24 protein-coding genes are annotated in these 22,415 nt (G+C 52.4%); 21 read left to right on the top strand and 3 right to left on the bottom strand.

Annotation, left to right across the window (positions count from 1 at the left end; genetic code table 11):
• Positions 1-140: 140 nt before the first annotated feature.
• From tatA to AC4ED1_RS02535, 3 genes are read left to right on the top strand one after another with little or no spacing between them, the layout of a single operon-like run.
• Positions 141-329, top strand: coding sequence for a twin-arginine translocase TatA/TatE family subunit (gene tatA, locus AC4ED1_RS02545; RefSeq protein WP_490935840.1), 189 nt, complete (start codon positions 141-143; stop codon positions 327-329).
• Between the two features lie 44 nt (positions 330-373).
• Positions 374-1,081: a response regulator transcription factor gene (locus AC4ED1_RS02540; RefSeq protein WP_490935839.1), complete on the top strand. Its 708-nt coding sequence runs from the start codon at positions 374-376 to the stop codon at positions 1,079-1,081.
• A gap of 3 nt (positions 1,082-1,084) precedes the next feature.
• The gene (locus tag AC4ED1_RS02535; RefSeq protein ID WP_490935838.1) at positions 1,085-2,473 is read left to right on the top strand and encodes a sensor histidine kinase; all 1,389 of its coding nucleotides are present in this window, start codon (positions 1,085-1,087) and stop codon (positions 2,471-2,473) included.
• On the opposite strand, the gene AC4ED1_RS02530 is transcribed toward AC4ED1_RS02535, so the two are convergent.
• Both AC4ED1_RS02530 and AC4ED1_RS02525 read right to left on the bottom strand, forming a co-directional pair.
• Positions 2,470-3,072, bottom strand: coding sequence for a DedA family protein (locus tag AC4ED1_RS02530; RefSeq protein WP_490935837.1), 603 nt, complete (start codon positions 3,070-3,072; stop codon positions 2,470-2,472). The genes AC4ED1_RS02535 and AC4ED1_RS02530 overlap by 4 nt on opposite strands.
• Before the next feature lie 130 nt (positions 3,073-3,202).
• Complete coding sequence (locus AC4ED1_RS02525; RefSeq protein ID WP_490935836.1) at positions 3,203-4,609, bottom strand: PIG-L deacetylase family protein; 1,407 nt, start codon at positions 4,607-4,609, stop codon at positions 3,203-3,205.
• 107 nt (positions 4,610-4,716) lie between these two features.
• Between AC4ED1_RS02525 and AC4ED1_RS02520 the strand changes: the two genes are divergently transcribed.
• The 8 genes from AC4ED1_RS02520 to AC4ED1_RS02485 all read left to right on the top strand — a co-directional run bounded on the left by AC4ED1_RS02520 (position 4,717) and on the right by AC4ED1_RS02485 (position 11,660).
• On the top strand, positions 4,717-5,538 hold the full coding sequence (locus AC4ED1_RS02520) for an undecaprenyl-diphosphate phosphatase (protein ID WP_490935835.1): 822 nt from the start codon (positions 4,717-4,719) through the stop codon (positions 5,536-5,538).
• Between the two features lie 195 nt (positions 5,539-5,733).
• Positions 5,734-6,279, top strand: a complete 546-nt coding sequence (locus tag AC4ED1_RS02515) for a DoxX family membrane protein (RefSeq protein ID WP_490935834.1) — start codon at positions 5,734-5,736, stop codon at positions 6,277-6,279.
• Between the two features lie 68 nt (positions 6,280-6,347).
• Complete coding sequence (locus AC4ED1_RS02510) at positions 6,348-6,776, top strand: hypothetical protein (protein ID WP_490935833.1); 429 nt, start codon at positions 6,348-6,350, stop codon at positions 6,774-6,776.
• Between the two features lie 242 nt (positions 6,777-7,018).
• Positions 7,019-7,864: an electron transfer flavoprotein subunit beta/FixA family protein gene (locus AC4ED1_RS02505; RefSeq protein ID WP_490935832.1), complete on the top strand. Its 846-nt coding sequence runs from the start codon at positions 7,019-7,021 to the stop codon at positions 7,862-7,864.
• A 17-nt stretch (positions 7,865-7,881) separates the two neighbouring features.
• Complete coding sequence (locus AC4ED1_RS02500) at positions 7,882-8,988, top strand: electron transfer flavoprotein subunit alpha/FixB family protein (protein WP_490935831.1); 1,107 nt, start codon at positions 7,882-7,884, stop codon at positions 8,986-8,988.
• A complete protein-coding gene (locus AC4ED1_RS02495; RefSeq protein WP_490935830.1) occupies positions 8,985-10,289 on the top strand; it encodes an FAD-dependent oxidoreductase in 1,305 nt (434 codons plus the stop codon). The genes AC4ED1_RS02500 and AC4ED1_RS02495 overlap by 4 nt, the downstream gene beginning before the upstream one ends.
• Complete coding sequence (locus AC4ED1_RS02490; protein WP_490935829.1) at positions 10,286-10,567, top strand: ferredoxin family protein; 282 nt, start codon at positions 10,286-10,288, stop codon at positions 10,565-10,567. The genes AC4ED1_RS02495 and AC4ED1_RS02490 overlap by 4 nt, the downstream gene beginning before the upstream one ends.
• Positions 10,568-10,757: 190 nt before the next feature.
• Complete coding sequence (locus AC4ED1_RS02485; RefSeq protein WP_490935828.1) at positions 10,758-11,660, top strand: hypothetical protein; 903 nt, start codon at positions 10,758-10,760, stop codon at positions 11,658-11,660.
• 145 nt (positions 11,661-11,805) lie between these two features.
• On the opposite strand, the gene AC4ED1_RS02480 is transcribed toward AC4ED1_RS02485, so the two are convergent.
• The gene (locus AC4ED1_RS02480) at positions 11,806-12,003 is read right to left on the bottom strand and encodes a cold shock domain-containing protein (RefSeq protein WP_490935827.1); all 198 of its coding nucleotides are present in this window, start codon (positions 12,001-12,003) and stop codon (positions 11,806-11,808) included.
• 180 nt (positions 12,004-12,183) lie between these two features.
• Between AC4ED1_RS02480 and AC4ED1_RS02475 the strand changes: the two genes are divergently transcribed.
• From AC4ED1_RS02475 to AC4ED1_RS02430, 10 genes are all read left to right on the top strand, one after another.
• Positions 12,184-13,713 (top strand): MDR family MFS transporter, encoded by a 1,530-nt coding sequence (locus AC4ED1_RS02475; protein WP_490935826.1) that lies wholly within the window; start codon positions 12,184-12,186, stop codon positions 13,711-13,713.
• Positions 13,714-13,725: 12 nt separating this feature from the next.
• Entirely contained in the window at positions 13,726-14,259 is a 534-nt protein-coding gene (locus tag AC4ED1_RS02470) for a PadR family transcriptional regulator (protein WP_490935825.1), read from the top strand.
• A gap of 419 nt (positions 14,260-14,678) precedes the next feature.
• Positions 14,679-15,077, top strand: a complete 399-nt coding sequence (speD, locus tag AC4ED1_RS02465) for an adenosylmethionine decarboxylase (RefSeq protein WP_490935824.1) — start codon at positions 14,679-14,681, stop codon at positions 15,075-15,077.
• Between the two features lie 139 nt (positions 15,078-15,216).
• Positions 15,217-16,794, top strand: a complete 1,578-nt coding sequence (locus AC4ED1_RS02460) for a flagellar assembly protein A (protein WP_490935823.1) — start codon at positions 15,217-15,219, stop codon at positions 16,792-16,794.
• A gap of 54 nt (positions 16,795-16,848) precedes the next feature.
• Positions 16,849-18,660 (top strand): GAF domain-containing protein, encoded by a 1,812-nt coding sequence (locus AC4ED1_RS02455; RefSeq protein WP_490935822.1) that lies wholly within the window; start codon positions 16,849-16,851, stop codon positions 18,658-18,660.
• Positions 18,638-18,943 carry an AzlC family ABC transporter permease gene (locus AC4ED1_RS02450; protein ID WP_490935821.1) on the top strand — a complete coding sequence of 102 codons (306 nt, stop codon included), beginning with the start codon at positions 18,638-18,640 and terminating at the stop codon, positions 18,941-18,943. The genes AC4ED1_RS02455 and AC4ED1_RS02450 overlap by 23 nt, the downstream gene beginning before the upstream one ends.
• Before the next feature lie 44 nt (positions 18,944-18,987).
• Positions 18,988-19,311, top strand: coding sequence for an ArsR/SmtB family transcription factor (locus tag AC4ED1_RS02445; RefSeq protein WP_490935820.1), 324 nt, complete (start codon positions 18,988-18,990; stop codon positions 19,309-19,311).
• 22 nt (positions 19,312-19,333) lie between these two features.
• Positions 19,334-20,383, top strand: coding sequence for an ACR3 family arsenite efflux transporter (arsB, locus tag AC4ED1_RS02440; RefSeq protein WP_490935819.1), 1,050 nt, complete (start codon positions 19,334-19,336; stop codon positions 20,381-20,383).
• Between the two features lie 6 nt (positions 20,384-20,389).
• A complete protein-coding gene (gene arsC / locus AC4ED1_RS02435; protein ID WP_490935818.1) occupies positions 20,390-20,809 on the top strand; it encodes an arsenate reductase (thioredoxin) in 420 nt (139 codons plus the stop codon).
• A 190-nt stretch (positions 20,810-20,999) separates the two neighbouring features.
• Positions 21,000-22,379: a glucose-6-phosphate isomerase gene (locus AC4ED1_RS02430; protein ID WP_490935817.1), complete on the top strand. Its 1,380-nt coding sequence runs from the start codon at positions 21,000-21,002 to the stop codon at positions 22,377-22,379.
• Positions 22,380-22,415: the final 36 nt, after the last annotated feature.

The following is a 22,415-nucleotide window of genomic DNA, read 5'->3' as shown; positions in this document are numbered from 1 at the left end:
CGCCAAGATCGCCGGGTTTTTTGGTTTTCCACAATTATTCCACAAATATTTGTTACTTTTGATGACGGGCACCGCATTTCCAAAAGAGGCAAACAGCCGCACGGCGCAACCGCTTGCGGACGATGGAGGAGGAAGCTGTCATGTTTTTTCAGGATATCGGCATTCCCGGTCTGATTTTGATTCTGATTGTCGCTCTGATCGTTTTCGGTCCGAACAAACTGCCTGAAATCGGCCGGGCGTTTGGCAAGAGCATTCGCGAATTCAAAGACTCGATGCGGGACATCGCACGGGACGAGCCGGAGCAGGGGCGGGAGAAGGACAAACAATAAACGATCGTCCGCAATGGTGGTACAATGGGATCAGGTGATCGAAGATGACGGAAGAGCAGAAACGGACCATTTTTATCGTGGACGATGATCAAAATGTTCGCGATATCATCAAGCGGTATCTCGAAGCGGAAGGCTATTCGGTAAGGGCCTTCGAACGCGCCGAACCGGCCTTGGAAGCCTGGAAAGAAGAGCTTCCCGACATGTTGATTCTCGACATCATGATGCCGGGGCTCGACGGTTACGAAGTGTGCCGGAAAATCCGGGCGGAAAGCATGGTTCCGATCATCATGGTATCCGCGAAAGACGACGAAGTGGATAAAATTGCCGGGTTTGAGCTCGGTTCCGACGATTACCTGTCGAAGCCTTTTTCCCCGCGGGAACTGGTGGCTCGCGTCAAGACCATGTTTCGGCGAATGGACGCATTGCGCTCGGAGCGGGCGGACGGAACCAAACCGAACGTGCTGTACCTTCGGGATCTGGCATTTTATCCGGACGAACGCCGCGTGGTCAAGGGCGAGCAGGAGATCGCTTTCACCACCAAGGAATTTGAACTGCTCGCTTTTCTTGTAGCGAACCGCAACAAAGCTTTCACGCGGGAGCAATTGTTGAATCAGGTCTGGGGATATGAGTATTTGGGGGACGAGCGGGCGATCGACGATCTCGTGAAACGCCTCCGCAAGAAATTAAAATCCGCCGATTCGTCCGTCGAAATCAAGACGGTATGGGGTTATGGCTACAAGTTGGAAGGATAAGCGATGAAACGGTCCATCGGCAAAAAATTGGTGGTCAGCTACCTGATCTTGATTCTGGTCACGCTGGCCGTCTCGGGGATTTTGTTCACCGCGTTCATCAAACAGTACATGGTTGCGGAAGCCAAAACGAGCCTTCGCGCCGAAGCCAATCGCCTGATGGAGCTGATCGGGTCGGACGACGGCGGCGACATCGCCCCTTTTAAGAAAAAAGTGCTGACGAGGATTGCGTTAAATACCATCGACAGCGACTTCTTTGTCGTTCAAAGGAACAACCAGGAAGTGGTTTATTCAAGCTCGCGGGACATTCCGCGAAATACCCGCTCTCCGATTAGGCTTGCGAAGGTGTTTGAAGGAAAAGACATCGAGGGCGAAAATGACGTAAACGGCAAAGAGATCGTGTATGTTGCGCTGCCGGTCTATTCTGCCGCCAACAAACAACAGGTCACCCGGGCCTTGGTGCTTTTTACCGAACTGCAACAGATTCGGGACGTGACGCATGAAGTGGTGATGGTTTTGCTGAGTGGCTTCGCGGTCACGGCGATTGTGATGCTTGCCATCTCCTACTTCATGATGCGGTCGGTGACGCGCCCACTGCAAATGCTCCGGCAGTCGGTGGCGCGACTGGCCAAAAGGGACTTTACCCCGCCTGAAGTCGTCAAAACGGGAGACGAATTGGAAGAACTGTCAACGGCTTTCCGACAGATGACGTTGGAACTCCAACAATATGTGGAAGGCCAGCGGCGCTTTCTGCAGAACGCTTCGCACGAACTGAAAACCCCCTTGATGGCGATCCAGGGTTACGCGGAAGGCATACGCGACGGAATCTTTCAAGGGGCGGACGCGGAGAAAGGATTGGATGTCATTTCGTCGGAAAGCAAGCGGTTAAAAAAGCTGGTCGATGAACTGATTTATTTGTCCAAGCTGGAAACCCTGGACGAGATGTACAGACCGGTTCCTGTTGACGTGCAGTCCATTGTGTTTGAAAGTACGGCTCGCGTGGAAAGTTTGGCCCAGCAAAAAGGGGTCCGCATCGCCGTGGAGGGGGAAGCCAACGACCAATTGCTGCTCGATCCCGACAAAATGATGCAGGCATTCATCAATCTACTTGGGAACGGAATTCGGCACGCTGCCAGCCAAGTTACGATCCGTCTCCGGCAGCTGCCGGACCGGATGCGGGTAACGGTTGAGGATGACGGCCCCGGTTTTCGGGAAGAGGAAAAAGAACTCATATTCGAGCGGTTTTTTCACGGGGATACCGGCGACACCGGGCTGGGGTTGGCCATTACACGCGCCATCATCGAGAAAAGCGGCGGCACGATACAGGCTGCCAACCGAGCCGGGGGGGGTGCGGTCTTTACGGTTGAATTAAGAAAGATACCGGGAACTTTTTAAACCTTTTTCTTGAAAAGGCGGTGGTGAAGGAACCATCCGATTCCGCCGCCCGCAAGAATCGCAATCACGGCAAACCCCATGTACCTGTGCAGGGTTTCCGCGAACATCCGCCAATGTTCTTGCAAAAAAAGCCCGAGGGTGACATACGTAAACACCCAGACGAATCCGCCCGGATACGCGTAGAGAATGAAAGTGCGGTACGGCCATTTGCTGATCCCGGCTGACAAAGCGGTAAAATGCCGGATCCCGGGGATAAAGTAGCCGAATGTCAGCGCGAATTTGCCGAACCTTCCGAACCAACGCCCGGCTTTGTCCAATTTTTCGGGGGTAACATAGAATGTGCGCCCGTATTTTTCCAAGAACGGCAGACCGAACTGACGGCCGATGACGTAACTTAACGAAATGCCGATCACGCTTCCCAAAAAGGCAATGAACAGTGTGACAAAATAGCGGAGTTCGCCTTTCGAAACCAGAAACCCCGCAAATGTCATCAGCAGCTCGTCAGGCAGCGGGACTCCGACGATTCCGAGCACGAGAGCGGCAAACAATCCGACATAACCGTAATGGGCAACAAAATGCAAAATGGCGTCCTGAACCAAAACAATTCCCCCGTCACCGCCGATTGTCCGAATGCCCTGGCAAAGCTTTCGCGGCATATCCGTCTTAGTTGTATTATATGATATTGTATTTCATTTGGGACAATCGTCACAATAAAAAACGGCAGCCGGCTCATTTTGCCACTCTCACCAGCCGCCATGCGGTTTTGTCAATCTGTTCTCCGCCGTTGTAAGTGTCGGCTGCAAGAAAAATCGCGGTTGTGCCCTCGACGGCGCTTGCCGGAAGGGAAATCCACAGCCTGTTGTCCTTTACGCTGAGCGTTGTGCCGGACGGAAGAGTCAAACTGTTGCCGGCGCGGATTTCGGCTGAAACCTTCGAATCGAGAACGGCGATATCGATTCGTTTGACGCCTCCCGGTTGAAACAGGCGCATTTTGATGTTGTATTGGATGCGGGGACTGATCGGCGCTCTTGTCTCCAAACCGATGTTCAGCCTCCGGTCCGCAAGCACGGCTCCGACTGCCGAGATGTCAGCCTCCTTTTCCAATTCCCGGCGGACGGTGTCCCCGTGGGCGTCGAGAAATAAGGCATAGGGAAGCTTTTTGGCGTTGTCAAAATCAGGGGAGCCCGTTACAATCGACAGAACCGGATCGGTGTAGGTCCCGAGCAGCTCATTTTTCCTGATAAATGCCTCCAAAAAAGGGTCCATCACTTTGGTCTGGGTAACGTATTTTTGAATCGCTTCCCGTTTCCTGCGTTGTTCCTGTTCCGTGACGGGCAGATAAATCCAGTGGGTATCCAATCCCGTTAACACATGCGGCGGGCGAAGAGGCAACCCCGGCTCGTATTTCCAGGGAAAAGGGAAGTCCCCGCGATGGACGAGATACGTCCATTCTTTTGCCCGGTAATGTTGTTCGGTCAGAACGTATTTGACAAATGCGCTGGTTCCCCAGTGATCGTGATGCTGGTCGTTCGGATCGGGATAAACGATGTCGGTGGGGTGGAAGTCCCGCAGAATCTCCGTCAAGTTTTTGACAACGTTGGCTCCGCAGTAGGGCGCGTTTTTTTCGTAACTGAACGGGTACGGGGAACGCACCGCGCCGTTTAATCCTTTGTGCAAACGGTCGTAGTCCCAATCGGTTTCCCACATGCCGTTGACTCCTCCGTCGGGATAGCCGAGGAACAGGATGTTTTGCTCCGGTACACCGAAATGTTTCATCGCATTTAGGGATTCCAGATGGCGCATTTCGCCCAAGCGCCGGTAATCGGCCGGAGTCGGGGAGGCGGTTTTGAAATTTTCTTCGGCGGCACGCTTGTATCCGTCGCCGCTTGTCATAATGACAACTTTGACTTGTTTGCCTGCCGCGAGGGCTTTTTGGATCACGCCGGCTCCGCCCAATGTCTCGTCGTCGGGATGCGGGGCGACGATGAGCGTCCGTTCCCCAACCGGGAACTGTTCCGTCGGCGGTTTTTTCACAATCGGAAACAAATCGGCCAGGTATGGACGGTACAACGCAGCGGCAAGCGCGATCGCGCTGAAAAGCGCAGCAAACAACCACTTGACAAAACGCCGGAGCAAAGCTGTTTTCCTCCCTACTGCAAAAAGTTTCGTCTGTTTCGTCTTTAGAATGTCTGTTTGATTGCCGGTTCATTATTTTTTGTTGAAAGTGAGGCGGAAATGCCGTTATGACGTTGCTTCAAACCTTCGTGTTTGCAATCATTCAAGGCGTCACCGAGTTGTTTCCGATCAGCAGCGTGGCGCATGGCGTGTTGACGCCTTATGTTTTTCGCTGGAACCTTGACCCGGAATTCCTGAAGGAGCATTTTTTGCCGTATGTGGTGATGCTGCATCTGGGAACTGCGCTGGCGTTGTTTGTGTTTTTCCGGCATGAATGGCTGGAAATCATCCGGTCGGTTTTCCATCGGGACCGGCGGGACTCGCGCAAGTTGCTGCTGTTGATCGTCACCGCGACGATGCCGGCGGCGTTGCTGGGATTGCTGTTCGAAAAGCCGCTCCGTCACATGTTCAGCAACGTGACCAGCGCGGCTGTGTTTTTGATCGTAAACGGCTTGTTTCTTTACTTCGGGGAAAAGCTGCGGACCCGCGGCAGAAAAGATATCTGCGAACTTGCGTTCGGGCAGGCGTTCGTCATCGGGCTGTTCCAATCGTTGGCTTTGGTTCCCGGTTTTTCCCGTTCCGGTTCCAGCATGACGGCGGGCTTCTGGATGGGTCTGTCACATGAGGCCTCCGCCAGATTTTCGATGTTGTTGGCAACCCCGATTATCGCAGGCGCCAGTATCCTGGAGATCCCCAAATTGGCAAAGTCCGGCGTTCACGGTTTGTTGCAGACCTCTTTGATCGGCGGTGTGCTGGCGGGCGTTTTCGCTTACATCAGCGTGTGGATTTTGATGCGTTGGTTCAAAAAACACGAGTTTGACGCCATGCGGCCGTTTGCCTATTATTGCTGGGTGGCGGGGGGGCTTGTCCTCGCCTCCGTCCTGCTCTGAAGCCAAAAATGACACATTTCGTTTGCGAAGTTTGGAAGAATTTTTGACAATTGTTTTTGATAAACACAATTTATATCTGCTGCTTTATAATAAAAGTGAAGAAGGAAACTTCTTCACCTCCGGAGTATAAAGTAAATGTGGCCACATTCCTGCCGGGGCGGTGCCATACCAAATTTATTTCAAGGAGTGGTTCATATGATGAACTGGCTCAGAACGAACGTGTATGCCGCAGGACTTCTGACTTTGATGCGGGTCTATCTCGGATGGGAATGGATGACGGCCGGTTGGCACAAGATTGCCGGACCAAAACCGTTTGACGCAACCGGATTTTTAAAGAATGCCATCGCAAAACCGGTTTTGGAAACCGGAACGAACGAAGTGCTTTATCCGACTTATATCGCGTTTCTGAAACATTTTGCGCTGCCTAACGTCAAATTGTTTAACTTCTTGATTCCGTGGGGAGAGTTTCTGGTCGGTCTCGGGCTCCTTCTGGGGGTGCTGACCACCGCGGCGATGTTCTTCGGGATGCTGATGAACTTCATGTTTATGTTCGCGGGTACCGTCTCCTCGAACCCATGGTTGATCCTGCTCGGATTCTTCATCATTGCTGCCGGCTACAATGCGGGGCGTTTCGGCGGGGACTATTGGGTTGTGCCCTGGATTCGCAAACATGCCGGCAAGCTGTTCAAGAAACACGGTGACATAGAATCGCCCGGCTTCAGGGTGAAGTCAAAAGCGTAGGGACGTTTTCCCTACGCTTGCTTTACATACCGGAATTAAATACCGGAAGTCAGATTGGGGGATTGAACATGGCAAGGTCGCTGCTGGACCGGTGCTATCAGGTGGAGAGTTACCTGCAGCGCAAACAGGCGGAGAAAATACTGCTTGCGAAAGCTTTACTCGGCGCCGACGAACGGCGAAAGCTTGACTACGCCGTGCGGTATTTGGAAGCGGAATTGCGGATGCACCAGGAGGTGCGGACTTTGTGGCCGTATTTGCTTGCGATACCGGACAGCGCGGAAACGGAGTTGTTTTGTCAAATGTACCAATCCGACCTGGGGGCGTTGGGGCAAGTCATCCAGACAAAAATTGAGCAATTGCAAAATTCGCTGGACGTTATGAAAAGCAAGATGCTGAATGCCGGCACCCCCAGTTCCTTCTGGCAGTCGATGCGGCAGGAACTCTTGCGGCGGATCGAGCTGGAGGCGCAGCAGACGATTGGCTGGCAAAACGAATGAAACCGCCCGCACGGAAACCTCCGGTCGGTTTGGCGGATTTTCCCGAATCAAAAAATGCGGGGATTCGGGAACCTGTTGTTTTGGATCTTGTTTAGAAATAGTACAATATAATAGCCGATATTTTTTCATAATTAAAAATAAATAGAATTGTTAGTTGACAAATGTTCATATTTTCACAATAAAATAGAAGTAGGAGTCTGGGCACGATTTTTCCTTAATTCATGAAGGGGAGGACGAAGGGGATGCTGCACATTGTGGTGTGTGTAAAGCAGGTTCCAGACAGCCGGGAGATTCGGATCGATCCGAAGACCAACACGTTGATCCGGACCGGTGTGCCTGCCATTGTCAATTTCTATGACCTGCACGGGCTGGAGGAAGCGCTTGTATTGCGTGAAAAATACGGGGGTCGGATCACGGTGGTCAGCATGGGCCCGCCCCCTGCGGAAAAAGCCTTGAAACAGTGCGTTTCGCTGGGTGCGGATGACGCCGTTCTTGTGACGGACAGGGCGTTTGCCGGTGCGGATACGCTGGCGACCTCCTATGTTTTGGCCGAGGCGATTAAGAAAGTGGCGGAAACATGGGGACCGGTGGATATCATCTTCACAGGAAAACAGACGCTTGACGGCGACACCGGCCAAGTGGGCCCCGGCATCGCCTGCCGGCTTGATGTGGAACAATTAACCTATGTGCAAAAAGTGGTAGGCGTTGATATGGAAAAACGCCGCATTACGGTCCATCGCCATCTGGAGGACGGAGTGGAAGTGGTGGAAACCAAGCTGCCCGTTCTGATGACCGCTTTGAAAGAAATGAACAAAGTTCGCCGCGCTTCCTTACCGGGCATGCTGCGGGCGGCCCAGTTCAAACCGGTCGTCTGGACCACACAGGATTTCCCCAATCTCGACCGGAACAAAATCGGTCTGAAAGGGTCCCCGACGGTCGTTGGCAGATCGTGGGTGCCGGAGCAAAAGGCGGTTAACACCGAGATGATCGAAGGCGACGACGTTCAGGTGAAAGCGGCCACATTGGTTGACAAACTTTGGCAGACTGACCTTCCGGCGCGTTTCGGTTGGAATCAGCAGGCGCAATGAGATAGGAGGCGAAACGGATGACGGAAGAGATCAAAAAGCAACCTGTCGACGACATGCCGGATTGGTCGGAATATCGCGGCGTAATGATTTATATCGAGCACCGGGAAGGCATCGCGAAAAAAGTCGGTTGGCAGCTTCTCGGTCAAGGCAAGAAGCTGGCCGACAAACTGGAAACCGAGCTGATGGCGTTGGTGATCGGCCACAATGTGGGCCACTTGGCCGAAGAGGCCATCGCATACGGCGCCGACCGCGTCTTTGTGTGCGATGCGCCGGAATTGAAGGATTACAGAACCTATCCTTATTCCCGCGCCACAATGAAGGTGATCCATGAAGTAAAACCGGAAATCGTCCTGTTCGGGGCGACCGCCACCGGGCGCGACCTGGCGGGCGCCATCGCGACCCATTTGCCGACGGGACTTACGGCGGACACCACCGAACTTGACGTGGAGCCGCATCCAAGCCGTTTGTTGCTGGCTTCCCGCCCTGCGTTCTCGGAAAAGATGATGGCGACGATCCTCTGCAAAAAATACCGTCCGCAGATGGCAACCGCCCGGGCGGGGGTATTTGAAGCGCTGCCGAAAGATCCGTCCCGCAAGGGCGAAATCGTGCATATCGATTTTCAGATCAAAGAAGAGGACATCGCGGCGAAAGTCCTTGATTTCATCCAGGAAAAATCAAAGGTCAACCTGGAGGAAGCGGAGATTATCGTGGCGGGCGGACGGGGGCTTGGCGGTCCGGAAGCGTTTACCATGTTGAAAGAACTGGCCGACGAATTGGGTGGCGTTGTGGGAGCGTCCCGCGCCGCGGTGGATGCCGGCTGGATCAAGCATGAACATCAAGTCGGACAAACGGGTTACACGGTTCGTCCGAAGCTGTATTTTGCAATCGGAATCTCGGGAGCGGTTCAGCATACCGTCGGCATGCAGAATTCCGATTTGATCGTGGCGATCAACCGCGATCCCGACGCACCGATTTTCAAAGTCGCCCATTACGGTATAGTGGGAGACTTGTTTCAGGTCGTACCGGCGATTCTTGAAGAGGTCCGGAAGAAGAAAGGCGTCTCTTTTCTCAAGGATGCAGCCAACAAACCAGCCGTGAATGAGGAAGGAGGGGTTCGCGTATGACGAACAAATTCGATGCGATCGTGGTGGGGGCGGGACCGGCCGGAGCGGCTGCCGCGTTGACGATGGCAAGAGCGGGACTGTCGGTCGTCATGATTGAACGCGGAGAGTTCCCCGGGGCAAAGAACGTGTTCGGCGGAGTGCTCTACCGGAAGCAGTTGGAAGACATCGTGCCGGAATTTTGGAAGGAAGCGCCCCTTGAACGGCATATTGTTGAGCAAAGACTTTGGGTGCTCGGCCCGGAGTCGGTGGTGACGTTCGGGCATCGCAACGAAGCGTTCAAGGAGCCGTATAACTGCTGGACCGGGATGCGCGTGAATTTTGACCAGTGGTTTGCTTCGAAAGCGGAAGCGGCGGGAGCGATTCCGGTTTATGAAACGGTCGTAACCGATTTGATCCGCGAGGGCGACAAAGTGGTCGGTGTCCGGACAGACCGCGACGAAGGGGATCTCTATGCCGATGTTGTCGTCATCGCGGACGGCGTCAACTCGTTGCTTGGGAAATCCCTCGGCGTTCACAAGGAATGGCAGCCCGATCAAGTGTCCCTTGCGGTGAAGGAGCAAATTTTCCTGCCGAAAGAAAAAATCATGGACCGCTTCAATTTGGAAGGGGACGAAGGCGTTACCATCGAGTTCGTCGGCGAAACGTCCAAAGGAATGACGGGCCTCGGGTTCCTCTACACCAACAAAGAATCGATCTCGCTTGGGATCGGCGTGATGGTATCCGATCTCAAGAAGCATAAAGTCAAACCTTATGAGTTGCTGGAAGGCGTCAAGCAGCACCCGATGATCCGCAAATTGATCCAGGGCGGGGAAACGAAAGAGTATGCCGGCCACTTGATTCCGGAAGGCGGATTGAGCGCCGTGCCACCACTGTCCGGAGACGGATGGGTGATCTGCGGGGACGCCGCCCAACTGGTCAACTTCGTGCACCGCGAAGGCACCAACCTGGCGATGACATCCGGGCGGTTTGCCGGAGAGGCGATCATCGAGGCAAAGAAGCGCGGCGACTTCTCGCGTCAAACCCTGAACCTGTACGACGCAAAAGTCAAAGAGTCGTTTATCCATAAAGATCTCAAGAAGTATCAGGGACTGCACGGTCTCCTGAATGAAATGGATCCGAAGGTTCTGTTTGAAAACTTGCCGCGCGCGCTCAACGACGCCGCTTACGAAATGCTGCTCGTCAACGGCGTGCCGAAAGCGGAAAAACAGCGCCATGCGATCAAGCGCCTGAAAGAAGCTGCCGGCGGTTCATGGGATCTCTTGAAACTCGGATACAAGGGATGGAGGGCGATTAACGGATGAGCGCAGCAACCATTGAAGAAAAACTGTTTACCATCCGCTACAAGGTTGACGAAAAATCGCATCTGATCATCAAGGATCAGGCAGTGTGCATGAAGTGTCCCACGAAGGAGTGCACGCACTTCTGCCCGGCGGACGTCTACGAATGGGAAGGCGATCACACGTCGGTGGCCTTCGAAAACTGTATCGAATGCGGCACCTGCCGCATCGGCTGTCCCGCTTACAATATCGAGTGGGTCTATCCGAAAGGCGGGCACGGCATCACGTACAAGTTCGGGTGATTAAAAAAGGGCTGTCCTACAAGTCATTTTTTGACTTTTGGGACAGCCCCTTTTTGTTCCCGTCAACCGCAGTCTCGACACCCCCGTCCGCCACAAACCGGATCTATCCCATCGGGATGTTTTGTGTGGTTCCCTGCCGGTTGTTGTGCTAGAGTAAAAGTAGCATGCTGGAATCCCCCGAGGTGATCATGTGAAAGCAAGAAAAATTCTGATTCTGGCGATTGTTGCGTTCGGCGTTGCCGGTTGCCAGCCTCCGAGCGCATGGACCCCCGGGCTTCTCAAATCCGATCCCGTGCCGCAACCGGCTTCTCAAACGACGTTTGACGACATTTTGAAACATACGAGTTCCAACCCCCTTAAAGGCAAAGTGCTGGCGGAGATGAAAGCGTCGTTTAATCCCGGGTTGCAGCGTTACGCGTTTGTGACGACCGACGGACGGCCGATTTTTGTATACGAGGAGAACGACGGGGCCGTTCGCTTGGCGATTTTTGCGAAAGACGGAACGGTCAAACAGGAGTCTTTTCCCGGTTACAAGCTGAAAAAGGCGCTTCTCAATCAGAAGATTCTCTACATCGGGTTTAAAGGGAATTCGGCGATTAAATTCAACACCGAAAGTTTTCATTACTCGGAAGTGGACAAGTCGGAATTGGACCGGACACGCGCCGTGTTGGACGAGTTCAAGCTTCCCGACAAAGAGACCGTCGTGCATACGCAGGAAGGCTACATGTACACCGAAGAAGGATATATCTTCGATATCAAGAACCACGACTATCTGCTGACCGACGGGAAGGTCAAGAAAAAGTTCTATGAAAAAGCGGACTTTGCCTACGGCAGCTACTTGTTCGAGCTGGAACCCAGACTGGATCAGGCGGTCAACCTGAAAGCGGTAAAAGCGAAAGGGGACAAGACGGTCAAAGGGAAAACGTATGGCATCCATCTGGACCTGCAGCCGGGATATGACGTAAAGAATATCGAGCATGCGATCGGGCCGGACGGAAAACTGTTCTTGTTCGCTGCAGGGGCGCAGGAGCAGGGGAAAACGGTGGTCAAGATGTTTGAAATTCCGCTTGGTTCGTTCGAGGAAAAAGAATAGGAAGAGAAGAGACGAAAGAAGACGTAAGCCGGTCCGTTCGGACCGGCTTGTTGCTGTGGTACACCCGGCATGATTTGGGTCAAATCAAAAAAACCCGGTCAAGAAACCGGTGTTTCAGTTTCAGGACCGGGGATGATCGGCAAAATTAGAGTTTCACCACGTTGGCAGCCTGTGGTCCACGCGCACCTTCAACGATTTCGAATTCGACTTTTTGGCCTTCTTCCAGGGTCTTGAAGCCTTCAGACTGGATCGCGGAGAAGTGGACGAACACGTCGTCACCGTCTTCACGCTGGATGAAACCATACCCTTTTTCTGCGCTGAACCATTTTACAATCCCTTGCATGAACCAAATACCTCCTAAAGCTTTCGGAAAGCTGAAAACTGGCCCTTCAGGACCTTTTCTTGAGTCTAGCAGAAAAAAACAGGAAAATCAAACAAAATTTTTCTAAAAAATGGTCGGTTGCGCATAGCTATAATTTGAGTATTATAATTAGAGTAATCTAAACATGAGCAGGAGGGTGTCATGAAAAAAATACATGTGGGATGGACAGTGGCCGCCATTATGCTGGGTATGCTGCTGGCTGCGCTGGACCAGACGATCGTGGCGACCGCCATGCCGACCATTGTGGCGGAACTGAAAGGAATGGACATCTACTCTTGGGTTTTTACGGCGTATATGCTTACAAGCACGACCGTAATGCCAATCGTCGGCAAACTTTCCGATCTGTATGGAAGAAAACGGTTTTTCCTGCTTGGCTTGGCGATTTTTATGGCGGGTTCCGCCCTGTGCGGCACGGCTGACACCATGATGCAGCTCGTGCTGTACCGCGGCGTTCAGGGGATTGGGGCCGGCGCGCTGATGCCGGTGGCGTTTACGATCATCTTCGAGATTTTTCCGCCTGAGAAGCGCGGGAAAATGCAGGGGATTTTCGGTTCCGTATTCGGGATTTCCTCCGTGTTCGGGCCGACGATCGGCGCTTACATCACCGACTCGATCTCCTGGCACTGGATTTTCTACATCAATCTGCCGCTTGGCATCCTGTCGTTCGGGATTCTGTTGTTCTCGCTGGTGGAAACCAGGGTGGTAGGGTACAGGCCGAAAATCGACTTTCTGGGGGCCGGCTCGATGGCGGTCTCGATTGTCACTTTGCTGCTCGCCCTTGTGTTCGGCGGGAAAGAGTACGCTTGGACATCGTGGCAGGTGCTCGGATTGTTTGGCGCATCCCTCCTGTTTTTGATCCTGTTCCTGCTGGCGGAACGGAAAGCGGCGGAACCGATGCTGCCGCTCTCACTGTTCAGAAAACGGGTAATTGCCGTCATGAGCGCCGTCGTCTTCCTGCAGGGGATCGCGATGATGGGGGGAGCGTCTTACATTCCGCTGTTTGTGCAGGGCGTCTTGGGCGGAAGCGCCAAGAACGCCGGGAATATTCTGACCCCGATGATGCTGGCTGTGGTGGCGGGTTCGATGATCGGCGGTTTTGCGATGCGCAAGTTCACCTACCGCACCATTACGCTGGCGGCGATGGCGGTCACAGCGGCCGGCTCTTTCCTGCTGACGCGCCTGGATGTGCATTCCTCCTCGCTGGAAGTAACGTTCTATATGATTCTGCTCGGACTGGGAATTGGGCCATTGATGCCGGTTACGACGACGGCTGTGCAGGGAGTGGTAGAGATGACCCAGCGCGGTGTCGCAACTTCAAGCGTCGCGTTCTTCCGCTCCATCGGCGGAACGGTCGGTGTCGCCGTCATGGGAGCGATCGTCACCCATCATATGACGTCCGCGTTGGCCGGCAAACTGGCGAATTTTCCTTTTGCAGGGGCGTTTCTGAAAGACCCGCAGGCGCTGCTGCAGCCTGATGTGCGCGTCCGGATCCCGGCCGACGTGTTGTCGGTCATGCAGGGAACATTGGCGGATGCGATCTCTTCCGTCTTCCTTTTCGGTTTGGCAGCGGCGGTTACCGGTCTTTTGACGGCGCTTTTCCTGGGAAAATCGAGACTGGAAATGCGCAAGCGCACGGCTCAGCCGCAACCTGTACCGGACGGCAACTTGTAAGGGGCGAGGATCTTGGAATTGCGATTGTTGATTTTGGGGTTGCTGTTTGAGCGGGATCTGCATCCGTATGAAGTTTTGCAGATTTTGAAAGCGCGGCAGGTGCACGGCTACATCAAGGTCAATTACGGCACTCTCTACTACGCCTTCGAGCAGATGGAGAAAAACGGCTGGATTGAAGTGAAAGAAGTGACCCAGGAAGAGCGCCGTCCGGAAAAAAGGGTTTACCGCATCACCGATGCAGGGCGTGCCGAGTTTCAAAAATTGATCAACAAAGCGTTCCGTCAGGACGCCAAATTGTTCCACCCCTGGTACCCTGCCTTGATGAACGCCCATTTGGCCGAAGCCGGCAAAGTGGCGGAAGCGATTGCGGAACGGCTTGCGGCGGTCAGGGAGCGGGTGGAATTTTTACGGGGGCTTTACCGGTGTAAGGCGCCGGACCATCCCTTCGGGGTGGTCATGCTCGTCAAGAATGCGCTGATGCATAGCGAAACGGAGTTGGCGTGGCTGGAAGAGCTTCTCTCCGGCGTGCAAGCCGGACGACTGTAACCGTACGATTGTGCGCTCTCCGGGCTTGCGTTATCCATGCATTCGCGCCCCTGTTCAATGTCAGTTGGGTGTTTTGACCGGTACCAAATCCGAGCGAATTTCATATCGTATGAAGGACCCGATAGGGTCATGGCGTCTCAAAGGAGAGGTCGGAATCAGCCGTTTTCCCGCGGAAAAATCCTACTAAAAAAGGTCTTCTGCAGTGAACAAAAAACTTGTAAAAAGTATTGAAACCTCGTTCGATCTGTGATATTTTATTCTTCGTTGAAATCATAATGGACTGAAAAGCGGATAGGAACCAGGATTCACTTAAAGGGTTAGGACCTCTCCGGACTAACTTTCCCCCGTGGTGAATGACGTAGGTCCTAGCGAAAAATCAAGTACCACAATTTTTCGTTTAGGAAGGGGGCCGAAAGCTCATGACCCAAGAGTACTCAACTTTCGGGAGACATGTTGCTGTCGACACGTGGGGTGCTGACTTTAACATGCTCAATGACGCCAAGTTTTTGGAAAACATGATGGTACAAGCTGCGGAGAAATGCGGTGCAACGGTGTTGTCCGTTCAATCCAAACAATTTGAGCCGCAAGGGGCAACTGTACTGGTATTGCTTTCGGAGAGTCACATTTCGATTCACACGTATCCGGAAAAAGGTTTTGCCGCGCTTGATTGCTACACCTGCGGTGAAACCGTGGATCCGCAAATCGCAATGGATTACATGATTTCCGTACTGAAACCCGAAAAATGGTATCCGAAAATGCTGAAGCGCGGTGAAGGGCCGATTGAGGTCGTAGAGCCTGTTGCAGCAGCCGTGAAATAATGCCTGCGAATGCAGGCTTTTTTTAATGGACTTGCAATTGAAAATTATTTCGGTGCAGCTTCGGTTTTGCAGGGAGGAGCGGCCAAAACGACGTATATATATCTATTGGAATGCATTTTTTTCTGCGGAGTTGACTCGTATGGAAGTCTTTAAAAACGATTTTTTCACACTTACCGTTGAAAACGATCAGCTCTACATTTCTGTGTTTAAACCCGGCTTTGTGCTGCGGGAATTAAACGACATCATTGAGCGGGATCCGAGAATCGCGATCAATGATTTCAAAAATGTGGCAAACGCTTTCCGACAAGCCAACCGGGAAAAAGTCGGCATCGGATTTTACAAACCGCGGGTTTCCGTTACCGTTTCCGCCGACCAGATGCAAGCAACCGTAAGGCTCAACATCACGGACGAAGAGCTGCAATCCAACCCGGACGCCGTCCGGTCCGAAATCATCGAAGCTTTGGAAGTCAACTGTGTCAGGGAAGGAATTCTCACCGACGTTTTGCTGAACCGGCTGCAAACCAAGACCGAAATTGTGGTGGCCTGCGGAATCCCGCCCGTTCATGGCGAGGACGCACAAATCCGATATATCCAACCGTCTGAGAAAAAACCGAAAATTTTGAGTAACGGTCGTGTTGACTTGTATGAACTGAATTTTATCGACCAGGTGAAACAGTGGGACTGGCTTGGCGAAAAAATCCCGCCGACGGAGGGGATTCCAGGCCGGACGGTGACGGGCGCGATTCTGCCCGCCAAGAGGGGGAAGGACAAACGGCTCAAATACGACCCGAAATCCGTCGTTGAAGTGCAAGAAGGCGGCAAGATCGTGCTGCGGGCCTTGTTTGACGGTGCGTTGGAATTTAAGAACGGCAAAGTCAGCGTAATGGAACATTATATCATCGATGGCGACGTGGGAACGAAAACGGGAAACATCGAATACAAGGGGTATGTTACCGTAAAGGGAACGGTGCAGGACGGTTTCAGCGTCGTGGCGGAAAAAGACATTTGCGTTTTAAGCGAAATGGGAATCGGGGCGGTTGACAAAATCGTTTCCCTGTCCGGAAACGTCTTCATTAAAGGCGGGGTTTTCGGCAAAAACAAAGCTTTCATTCAAGCGAACAAAAACGTGTACGTCAAGCACGCAAACGACTGCACCATCAACGCCGGCGGCGATATCAACATCGGCCTGTACGCGATTGGAAGCAACCTCTATTCGAAAAATATCATCCTCGACAAGACAAGAGGCAAAATTATCGGCGGCGAAACCCATGCCGAAGCGAAAGTTGTCGCGGCTTACATCGGAAACGAAAACGAACGCTTCACACCGGTCAATGTGCAGGGATTTGACAGGGTGGAACTGCACAAACAGTTGGAGGAACTGCTCGGGGAATATAAAAGAAAGCTGTCTGAAGTCGAGAGCATCAAGCGGGAACTGGAAGTATACGAAAGCATCAGAGACAAGTTGAGTCCGACGGATTTGGACGAATACTTTTTCTATGCAAAAAAGCATGACGAATTGCTCGACCAGCTTTACGAATTGGAAAACCGGCGCAAAGGCCTGATGGTTCTGCTGGAAACGAAAGGGGATGGCGAGGTGTCCATCGTACAGGGGGCGTTCCCGCAAACGTTGTTGCGAATCAAAAACAATCAAAAACGGATCGACAAGATCACCAACGGTACATTTTATGTGCGGGACCACCAGTTGTTTTTTGAATAACCTATAACCGGAAGGTGTGCAAAGGGAAACCGGAAGCGGAAGGGGGGATTGCCGGTGTCGTTCGACATAACGAACAAGCTGTTCCGATATGAAGCGCTGTTGAACGCCATTGAGGTGTTTACCCAGAAATTCAGCCTTGACCAACTCGCCGACTTCGCTTTTGAATTTGCGAACGAAGTGCTGACCTTGCACGCTTCCCTGCTGTTTGTCAAGCAAGGCGACGAATACGTGGTCCGCAACAAGCGAATTTATCATTTTTCCGATTACCGCATCAAAAATTCGCCAAAGTTGCAGACCCTTCCCACCCTTCACGGGCAGATCGTAAAAAGTAAATTCGAGCGTTTTTTTGACGAACACGATGTCTGTCAACTCGCCATGAAGCTTGTCATTCCGCTGCTCATCCACAGCGAACTGTACGGGTTTATCATCTCCGACGGGAAAGCGATGGGCGATTTTGACGAAGACGATTACGAGATTTCCAACAAATTGATGCTCTTGTTCAACAATTCCCTTGAAAACAGCAAGCATTTTGAAGATCTGAAAGAAGCCAACTTAAAACTCGACCGAAAGATCTTCAGCCTGTTCGCCATCAATCAGAGTACGAAAGCTCTGTTGTCCGAAATGGCGCCGGACAAACTGTATGCCACCGCGATTGACGTGTTTGGCGAGGTTTCGTGCAGCAAAGTGACTTCTTTGGGAATCTACGACGAATTGACGAAAACGATCAAAATCAAAGGGTATCGGAACGTGTTGTCCTACACCAAACGATACGCCGAGTTTAAACTGCTTACCGAACGGTATGCACATAACAAAATTGTGCTGGAAATCGACAGGGATCGGGACATTATAAAATCGATTTTTGAGAATTGGGAGGAGTTTGCGCTTCTTGATGCGAAATACATCGTTCTGATCGTCAAAGACCGGATTCTCGGCTTTGTCACCCTCAGCGAATCGGTAAACGACACCCCTTATGACGAGTCGAGTTTCGAGTTGATCGAATCGTTGGCTTCCGCCACCTATATCGCGCTGACAAACGCGTTGTTGTTTGAACAAATCCACCTCCAGAAAGCGGCTGTCGAACAGAAATACAAAACGCTTGCAACCCTCAACCGGTTGGTGAACAATCTCAATCATTGTTCGACGCCGGAAGAAATTTGTCATTTGACCTTGAAAACACTGAAGCTTTCTTTCGGCATACAAAAAGCGTTTCTCTGCTTTCTGCAAGACGGCGTTTATACGATTCAACATTGTATAGGAGCGGAACTGCTTGACAAACGCTTTTCGCCAAACGATGCATGGCGGGGCACGTTTTTGGGCGACACCCTGTACGATTTCACTGTCGGCGGAGTTGCCAAATTTTTTGACGACCCGCAGTTGGTCGCCGCTTTCGGGGATACCAACTGCCTTGTGATCTCGCCGGTGGCATTCAGCCAGTTCCGCGCCGACGAGGACGCAATGCCGGAAGGGTATCTGGTTGTGTTGGCAACGAGAGAAAGTTTAAAGGAAGAAGAGATCCTTTTGATTGACACGGTCACGAAAAACATCTCACCTGTCCTACATCATATGAACGTTACGGCCGCCGTCAAGCGGCGTTCCATCGAAGATCCGCGTTTGCGGTTTCTGGAAGCGTGGCGGGAAAAGATGAGAAACCGGGATCGCTTTCAAATCGACTTTTTTTTGTATTACAAGAAAACGGACAAACACCCGTTTCAAGAACCGGATGTCGGGGAATTGGAAAATTTGGAGTTCTATACGGTCGACCAGTACGTGTTTGTCTTCTGCCACGACCGGGTGAAGCTTCCGGGTTACAAGGAGTTGCCCGCCGAGCTCGGACCGGACGACATTGTTCATTACCAGTTTGATTGATTTTCCCTCGTTTCGTTCCGCGCAACTGATCGCCGCAGGGATGTTCGGAGCGGGTATCCCGGCGGCTTCCATCATCGCTACAACGTTTATCGTGAATCTTCGCCACCTCCTTATGTCGGCTGTGCTGTCGCCGTATTTGAAAAAATGGCGCGTGCGGGATTTGGCCGCTTTTTCCTTCCAGTTGACGGGCGAGACGTTCGCGGTTCACTCCGTCCGGTTTGCAAGGTCGATGCCGGGAAAAGATATTTGCAGGAATTGCCGCCGGTGTTTTTTTATCGTATAATTACCATATAACTATATTATAATATGGTTTTGGAGGTGGTGACAATGGAAACCGAAAAACTGGCGGCTGCTTTCAAAGCCCTGGGCGACCCCACCCGCTTAAAAATCGTCGCGCTGCTAAACGTCCGGGACTGTTGCGTTTGTGAGCTTGTTCCGATTTTTAACATTTCACAGCCGGCGATTTCCAAGCATCTCAGCCGCCTGAAAAGCGCGGAGCTGGTACGGGAATCGCGCAGAGGGCAATGGGTGTTCTATTCGCTAAACCGCGAACGGTTGGAATCAATCCGCTTCGCTTTGGGGAATTTGCCGGACTTATCGGCGCAACTGAGGGAACTGGAAGCAAAAGGGTTGTTGGTGACATGCGAGTAAATTTGGAAGGGGAGAATGGCAAGTGACTGAAAAAATCGGGTCTAGGTTATCGTTTCTGGACCGTTATTTGACCTTGTGGATTTTCGCTGCGATGGCGGCCGGAATCGGGGCGGGTTTACTGTTTCCGGATTTTGTGACTGTTCTGAACTGGTTCCAGGTGGGGACGACTTCCGTTCCCATCGCCATCGGCTTGATCCTGATGATGTATCCGCCCCTGGCCAAGGTGCGGTATGAAGAATTGGGGAGGGTCTTTCGCAACGGAAAGATACTGGGGCTGTCCCTGCTGCAAAACTGGGTGATCGGTCCGGTTTTGATGTTTGTCCTGGCCATTGTCTTCTTGCGAGGGTACCCCGAATATATGGTCGGATTGATCATGATCGGGCTGGCCCGTTGCATTGCGATGGTCATTGTCTGGAACGATCTGTCAAAAGGGGATACCGAATACGCGGCGGGCTTGGTGGCATTCAATTCGATTTTCCAGGTCCTGTTCTACTCGGTTTATGCGTATGTTTTTGTGACGGTTTTGCCGGGATGGTTCGGCTTGCAGGGGATGGTGATCGACATTACCATTGCGGAAGTGGCAAAAAGCGTTCTTGTCTATCTGGGCATTCCCTTTCTTGCCGGCATGATCACCCGTTACTCGCTTGTGAAATTGAAAGGGCGCTCCTGGTATGAAACGTCCTTTATTCCGAAAATCAGTCCCGTCACTTTGTTCTCTCTGCTGTTTACGATCATTGTGATGTTTTCCCTCAAGGGAGACGTGATCGTTCGTTTGCCGCTCGACGTGATCCGGATTGCGGTTCCGCTGCTGATTTACTTTGTGGTGATGTTCCTGGTGTCTTTTTATATGGGCAAACGGGCGGGAGCCCATTACCCGGTGACTACGACGCTTTCCTTTACCGCCGCCAGCAACAATTTTGAGTTGGCCATCGCGGTTGCGGTGGGGGTGTTCGGGATCAACTCCGGCGCGGCTTTTGCCGCGGTCATTGGCCCGCTGGTCGAAGTGCCGGTGATGATCGCTCTGGTCAATGTCGCTTTGCGGCTGCAAAAGAAATATTTTGCGAGAGGATGAGAGTATTTGAAGAAAATCGTCTATTTCCTGTGCACCGGCAACTCCTGCCGCAGCCAGATGGCCGAAGGGTGGGGCAAACATTTCGGCAAAGGCAAAGCGGAGGTGTACAGTGCGGGGATTGAAACCCATGGGTTAAATCCCCGTGCCGTCGCAGCCATGAAAGAAGCGGGGATCGACATTTCAGACCAGACTTCCGATTTGATTGATCCCGAAATCCTGAACAAAGCGGATTACGTGATCACCCTCTGTGGGGATGCCAACGACAAATGTCCCGTTACTCCGCCGCACGTCAAACGACTTCACTGGGGGTTCGAGGATCCCGCGAAAGCGACCGGAACCGAAGAGGAAATCCAGGTGAAATTCCGCGAAGTGAGAGATGCGATTCGCGACAAGGTCAAAGCGTTTTTTGAAGAGATGCTTGTGTGATCGATGCCGCTCCGTCAGGGGCGGTGTTTTTGTGGTACGCCCGGCAGAAGGCAAATAGCGTCCACTCATTTGCTCTATGGTAAAATAAAGATTGATGATTGCAACCGGCTAAAACAGCTTTTCTGTACAGGGAGTTTCACGGAGATTCGGACTTGATCGGTACCGATTTTAAATGCGGGAGGGCAAATCCATGTCCGGCATGATAACGTTTGATTACTCCAAATCGCTGGCTTTTATCCACCCCGAAGAGGTTTTGGATCTGCAGCCCGATGTTTCCAGGGCCCATGAGATGCTTCACCGAAAAACGGGAGCGGGAAACGATTTTGTGGGATGGGTGGACTGGCCGATTCACTATGACCGGGAGGAGTATTCGGCGATCAAGCGGGCGGCTCGGAAAATCAAGGAGCAATCCGATGCGCTCTTGGTCGTAGGCATAGGCGGTTCGTACCTGGGAGCGAGAGCGGCACTGGAGATGCTGACCCACACCTTTTATAACCAGCTGCTCCCGGCCAGGAGAAAAGCGCCTGAAATCTATTTCGTCGGCCACCATCTCAGTTCCGCCTATATCGCCGATTTGCTGGAGATCCTGGACGGAAAGCGGATCTCCGTAAACGTAATCTCCAAATCGGGAACCACCACTGAACCCGCCGTTGCTTTTCGCATTTTGCGGGAATACATGGAGAAAAAATACGGGAAGGACGGAGCGAAGGAGAGAATCTTTGCCACCACCGACAGGAACCGCGGAGCGCTGCAACAATTGGCAAAGGAAGAAGGGTACGAAATCTTTTCGATTCCGGATGACATTGGCGGCAGATACTCTGTGCTGACGGCTGTGGGGCTGCTGCCGGTTGCGGTTGCCGGGGTGGACATTGACGAGATCATGGCCGGCTCCCAGGCGGGACACAGGTTGTATTCCGCCGTTTCGCTTGAGAATAACCCGTGTTATCAGTATGCCGCGCTGCGGAATCTTTTTTACCGCAGGGGCAAAACGGTGGAACTCCTGGTCAATTACGAACCTTCACTGCAGTATTTTGCGGAATGGTGGAAGCAATTGTTCGGCGAAAGCGAAGGAAAGGATCAGAAAGGAATATTCCCGGCTGCCGTGAACTTTACCACCGACCTGCACTCCATGGGTCAATATATCCAGGACGGGCTGCGCAACCTGTTTGAAACGGTGATTCATGTGGAGCGGGTCCGAACTGAGTTGGTGATTCAGCGGGACAAGGAGAATCTGGACGGGCTTGATTTTCTTGCCGGAAAGAGTCTGCATTTCATCAACAGGCGGGCCATGGAAGGAACCCTGCTGGCACATGCCGACGGAGGAGTTCCCAACCTGCTCATTCGGGTTCCGCAACTCACTCCCTACTATTTTGGGCAAATGGTGTATTTTTTTGAAAAAGCCTGTGGAATCAGCGGTTATCTGCTGGGGGTCAACCCCTTTGATCAGCCGGGGGTGGAGGCATACAAGAAGAACATGTTTGCGCTGTTGGGCAAGCCCGGCTTTGAAAAGGAACGGGAAGCGCTGGAGAGCCGTCTGGGATTCTCACAAGGGGAGGAAACGCTGAAGTGATCAAGTGAAAACGGCACGGCTACATTTATTTATTGG

This window comes from Effusibacillus sp. SKA8, from assembly GCF_058273125.1.
Note: the sequence above shows the minus strand (reverse complement) of the source record. Positions and strands in the feature narration are given on the sequence as shown.

Bases quoted from the DNA above. Each gene is read 5' to 3' on its own strand.
- AC4ED1_RS02490 (WP_490935829.1), top strand. From the start codon at position 10,286: ATGAGCGCAGCAACCATTGAAGAAAAACTGTTTACCATCCGCTACAAG.
- tatA (WP_490935840.1), top strand. From the start codon at position 141: ATGTTTTTTCAGGATATCGGCATTCCCGGTCTGATTTTGATTCTGATT.
- AC4ED1_RS02510 (WP_490935833.1), top strand. From the start codon at position 6,348: ATGGCAAGGTCGCTGCTGGACCGGTGCTATCAGGTGGAGAGTTACCTG.
- AC4ED1_RS02460 (WP_490935823.1), top strand. From the start codon at position 15,217: ATGGAAGTCTTTAAAAACGATTTTTTCACACTTACCGTTGAAAACGAT.
- AC4ED1_RS02535 (WP_490935838.1), top strand. From the start codon at position 1,085: ATGAAACGGTCCATCGGCAAAAAATTGGTGGTCAGCTACCTGATCTTG.
- AC4ED1_RS02505 (WP_490935832.1), top strand. From the start codon at position 7,019: ATGCTGCACATTGTGGTGTGTGTAAAGCAGGTTCCAGACAGCCGGGAG.
- AC4ED1_RS02515 (WP_490935834.1), top strand. From the start codon at position 5,734: ATGATGAACTGGCTCAGAACGAACGTGTATGCCGCAGGACTTCTGACT.
- AC4ED1_RS02495 (WP_490935830.1), top strand. From the start codon at position 8,985: ATGACGAACAAATTCGATGCGATCGTGGTGGGGGCGGGACCGGCCGGA.
- AC4ED1_RS02480 (WP_490935827.1), bottom strand. From the start codon at position 12,003: ATGCAAGGGATTGTAAAATGGTTCAGCGCAGAAAAAGGGTATGGTTTC.
- AC4ED1_RS02540 (WP_490935839.1), top strand. From the start codon at position 374: ATGACGGAAGAGCAGAAACGGACCATTTTTATCGTGGACGATGATCAA.
- AC4ED1_RS02430 (WP_490935817.1), top strand. From the start codon at position 21,000: ATGTCCGGCATGATAACGTTTGATTACTCCAAATCGCTGGCTTTTATC.
- AC4ED1_RS02475 (WP_490935826.1), top strand. From the start codon at position 12,184: ATGAAAAAAATACATGTGGGATGGACAGTGGCCGCCATTATGCTGGGT.
- AC4ED1_RS02500 (WP_490935831.1), top strand. From the start codon at position 7,882: ATGACGGAAGAGATCAAAAAGCAACCTGTCGACGACATGCCGGATTGG.
- AC4ED1_RS02520 (WP_490935835.1), top strand. From the start codon at position 4,717: ATGACGTTGCTTCAAACCTTCGTGTTTGCAATCATTCAAGGCGTCACC.
- speD (WP_490935824.1), top strand. From the start codon at position 14,679: ATGACCCAAGAGTACTCAACTTTCGGGAGACATGTTGCTGTCGACACG.
- AC4ED1_RS02445 (WP_490935820.1), top strand. From the start codon at position 18,988: ATGGAAACCGAAAAACTGGCGGCTGCTTTCAAAGCCCTGGGCGACCCC.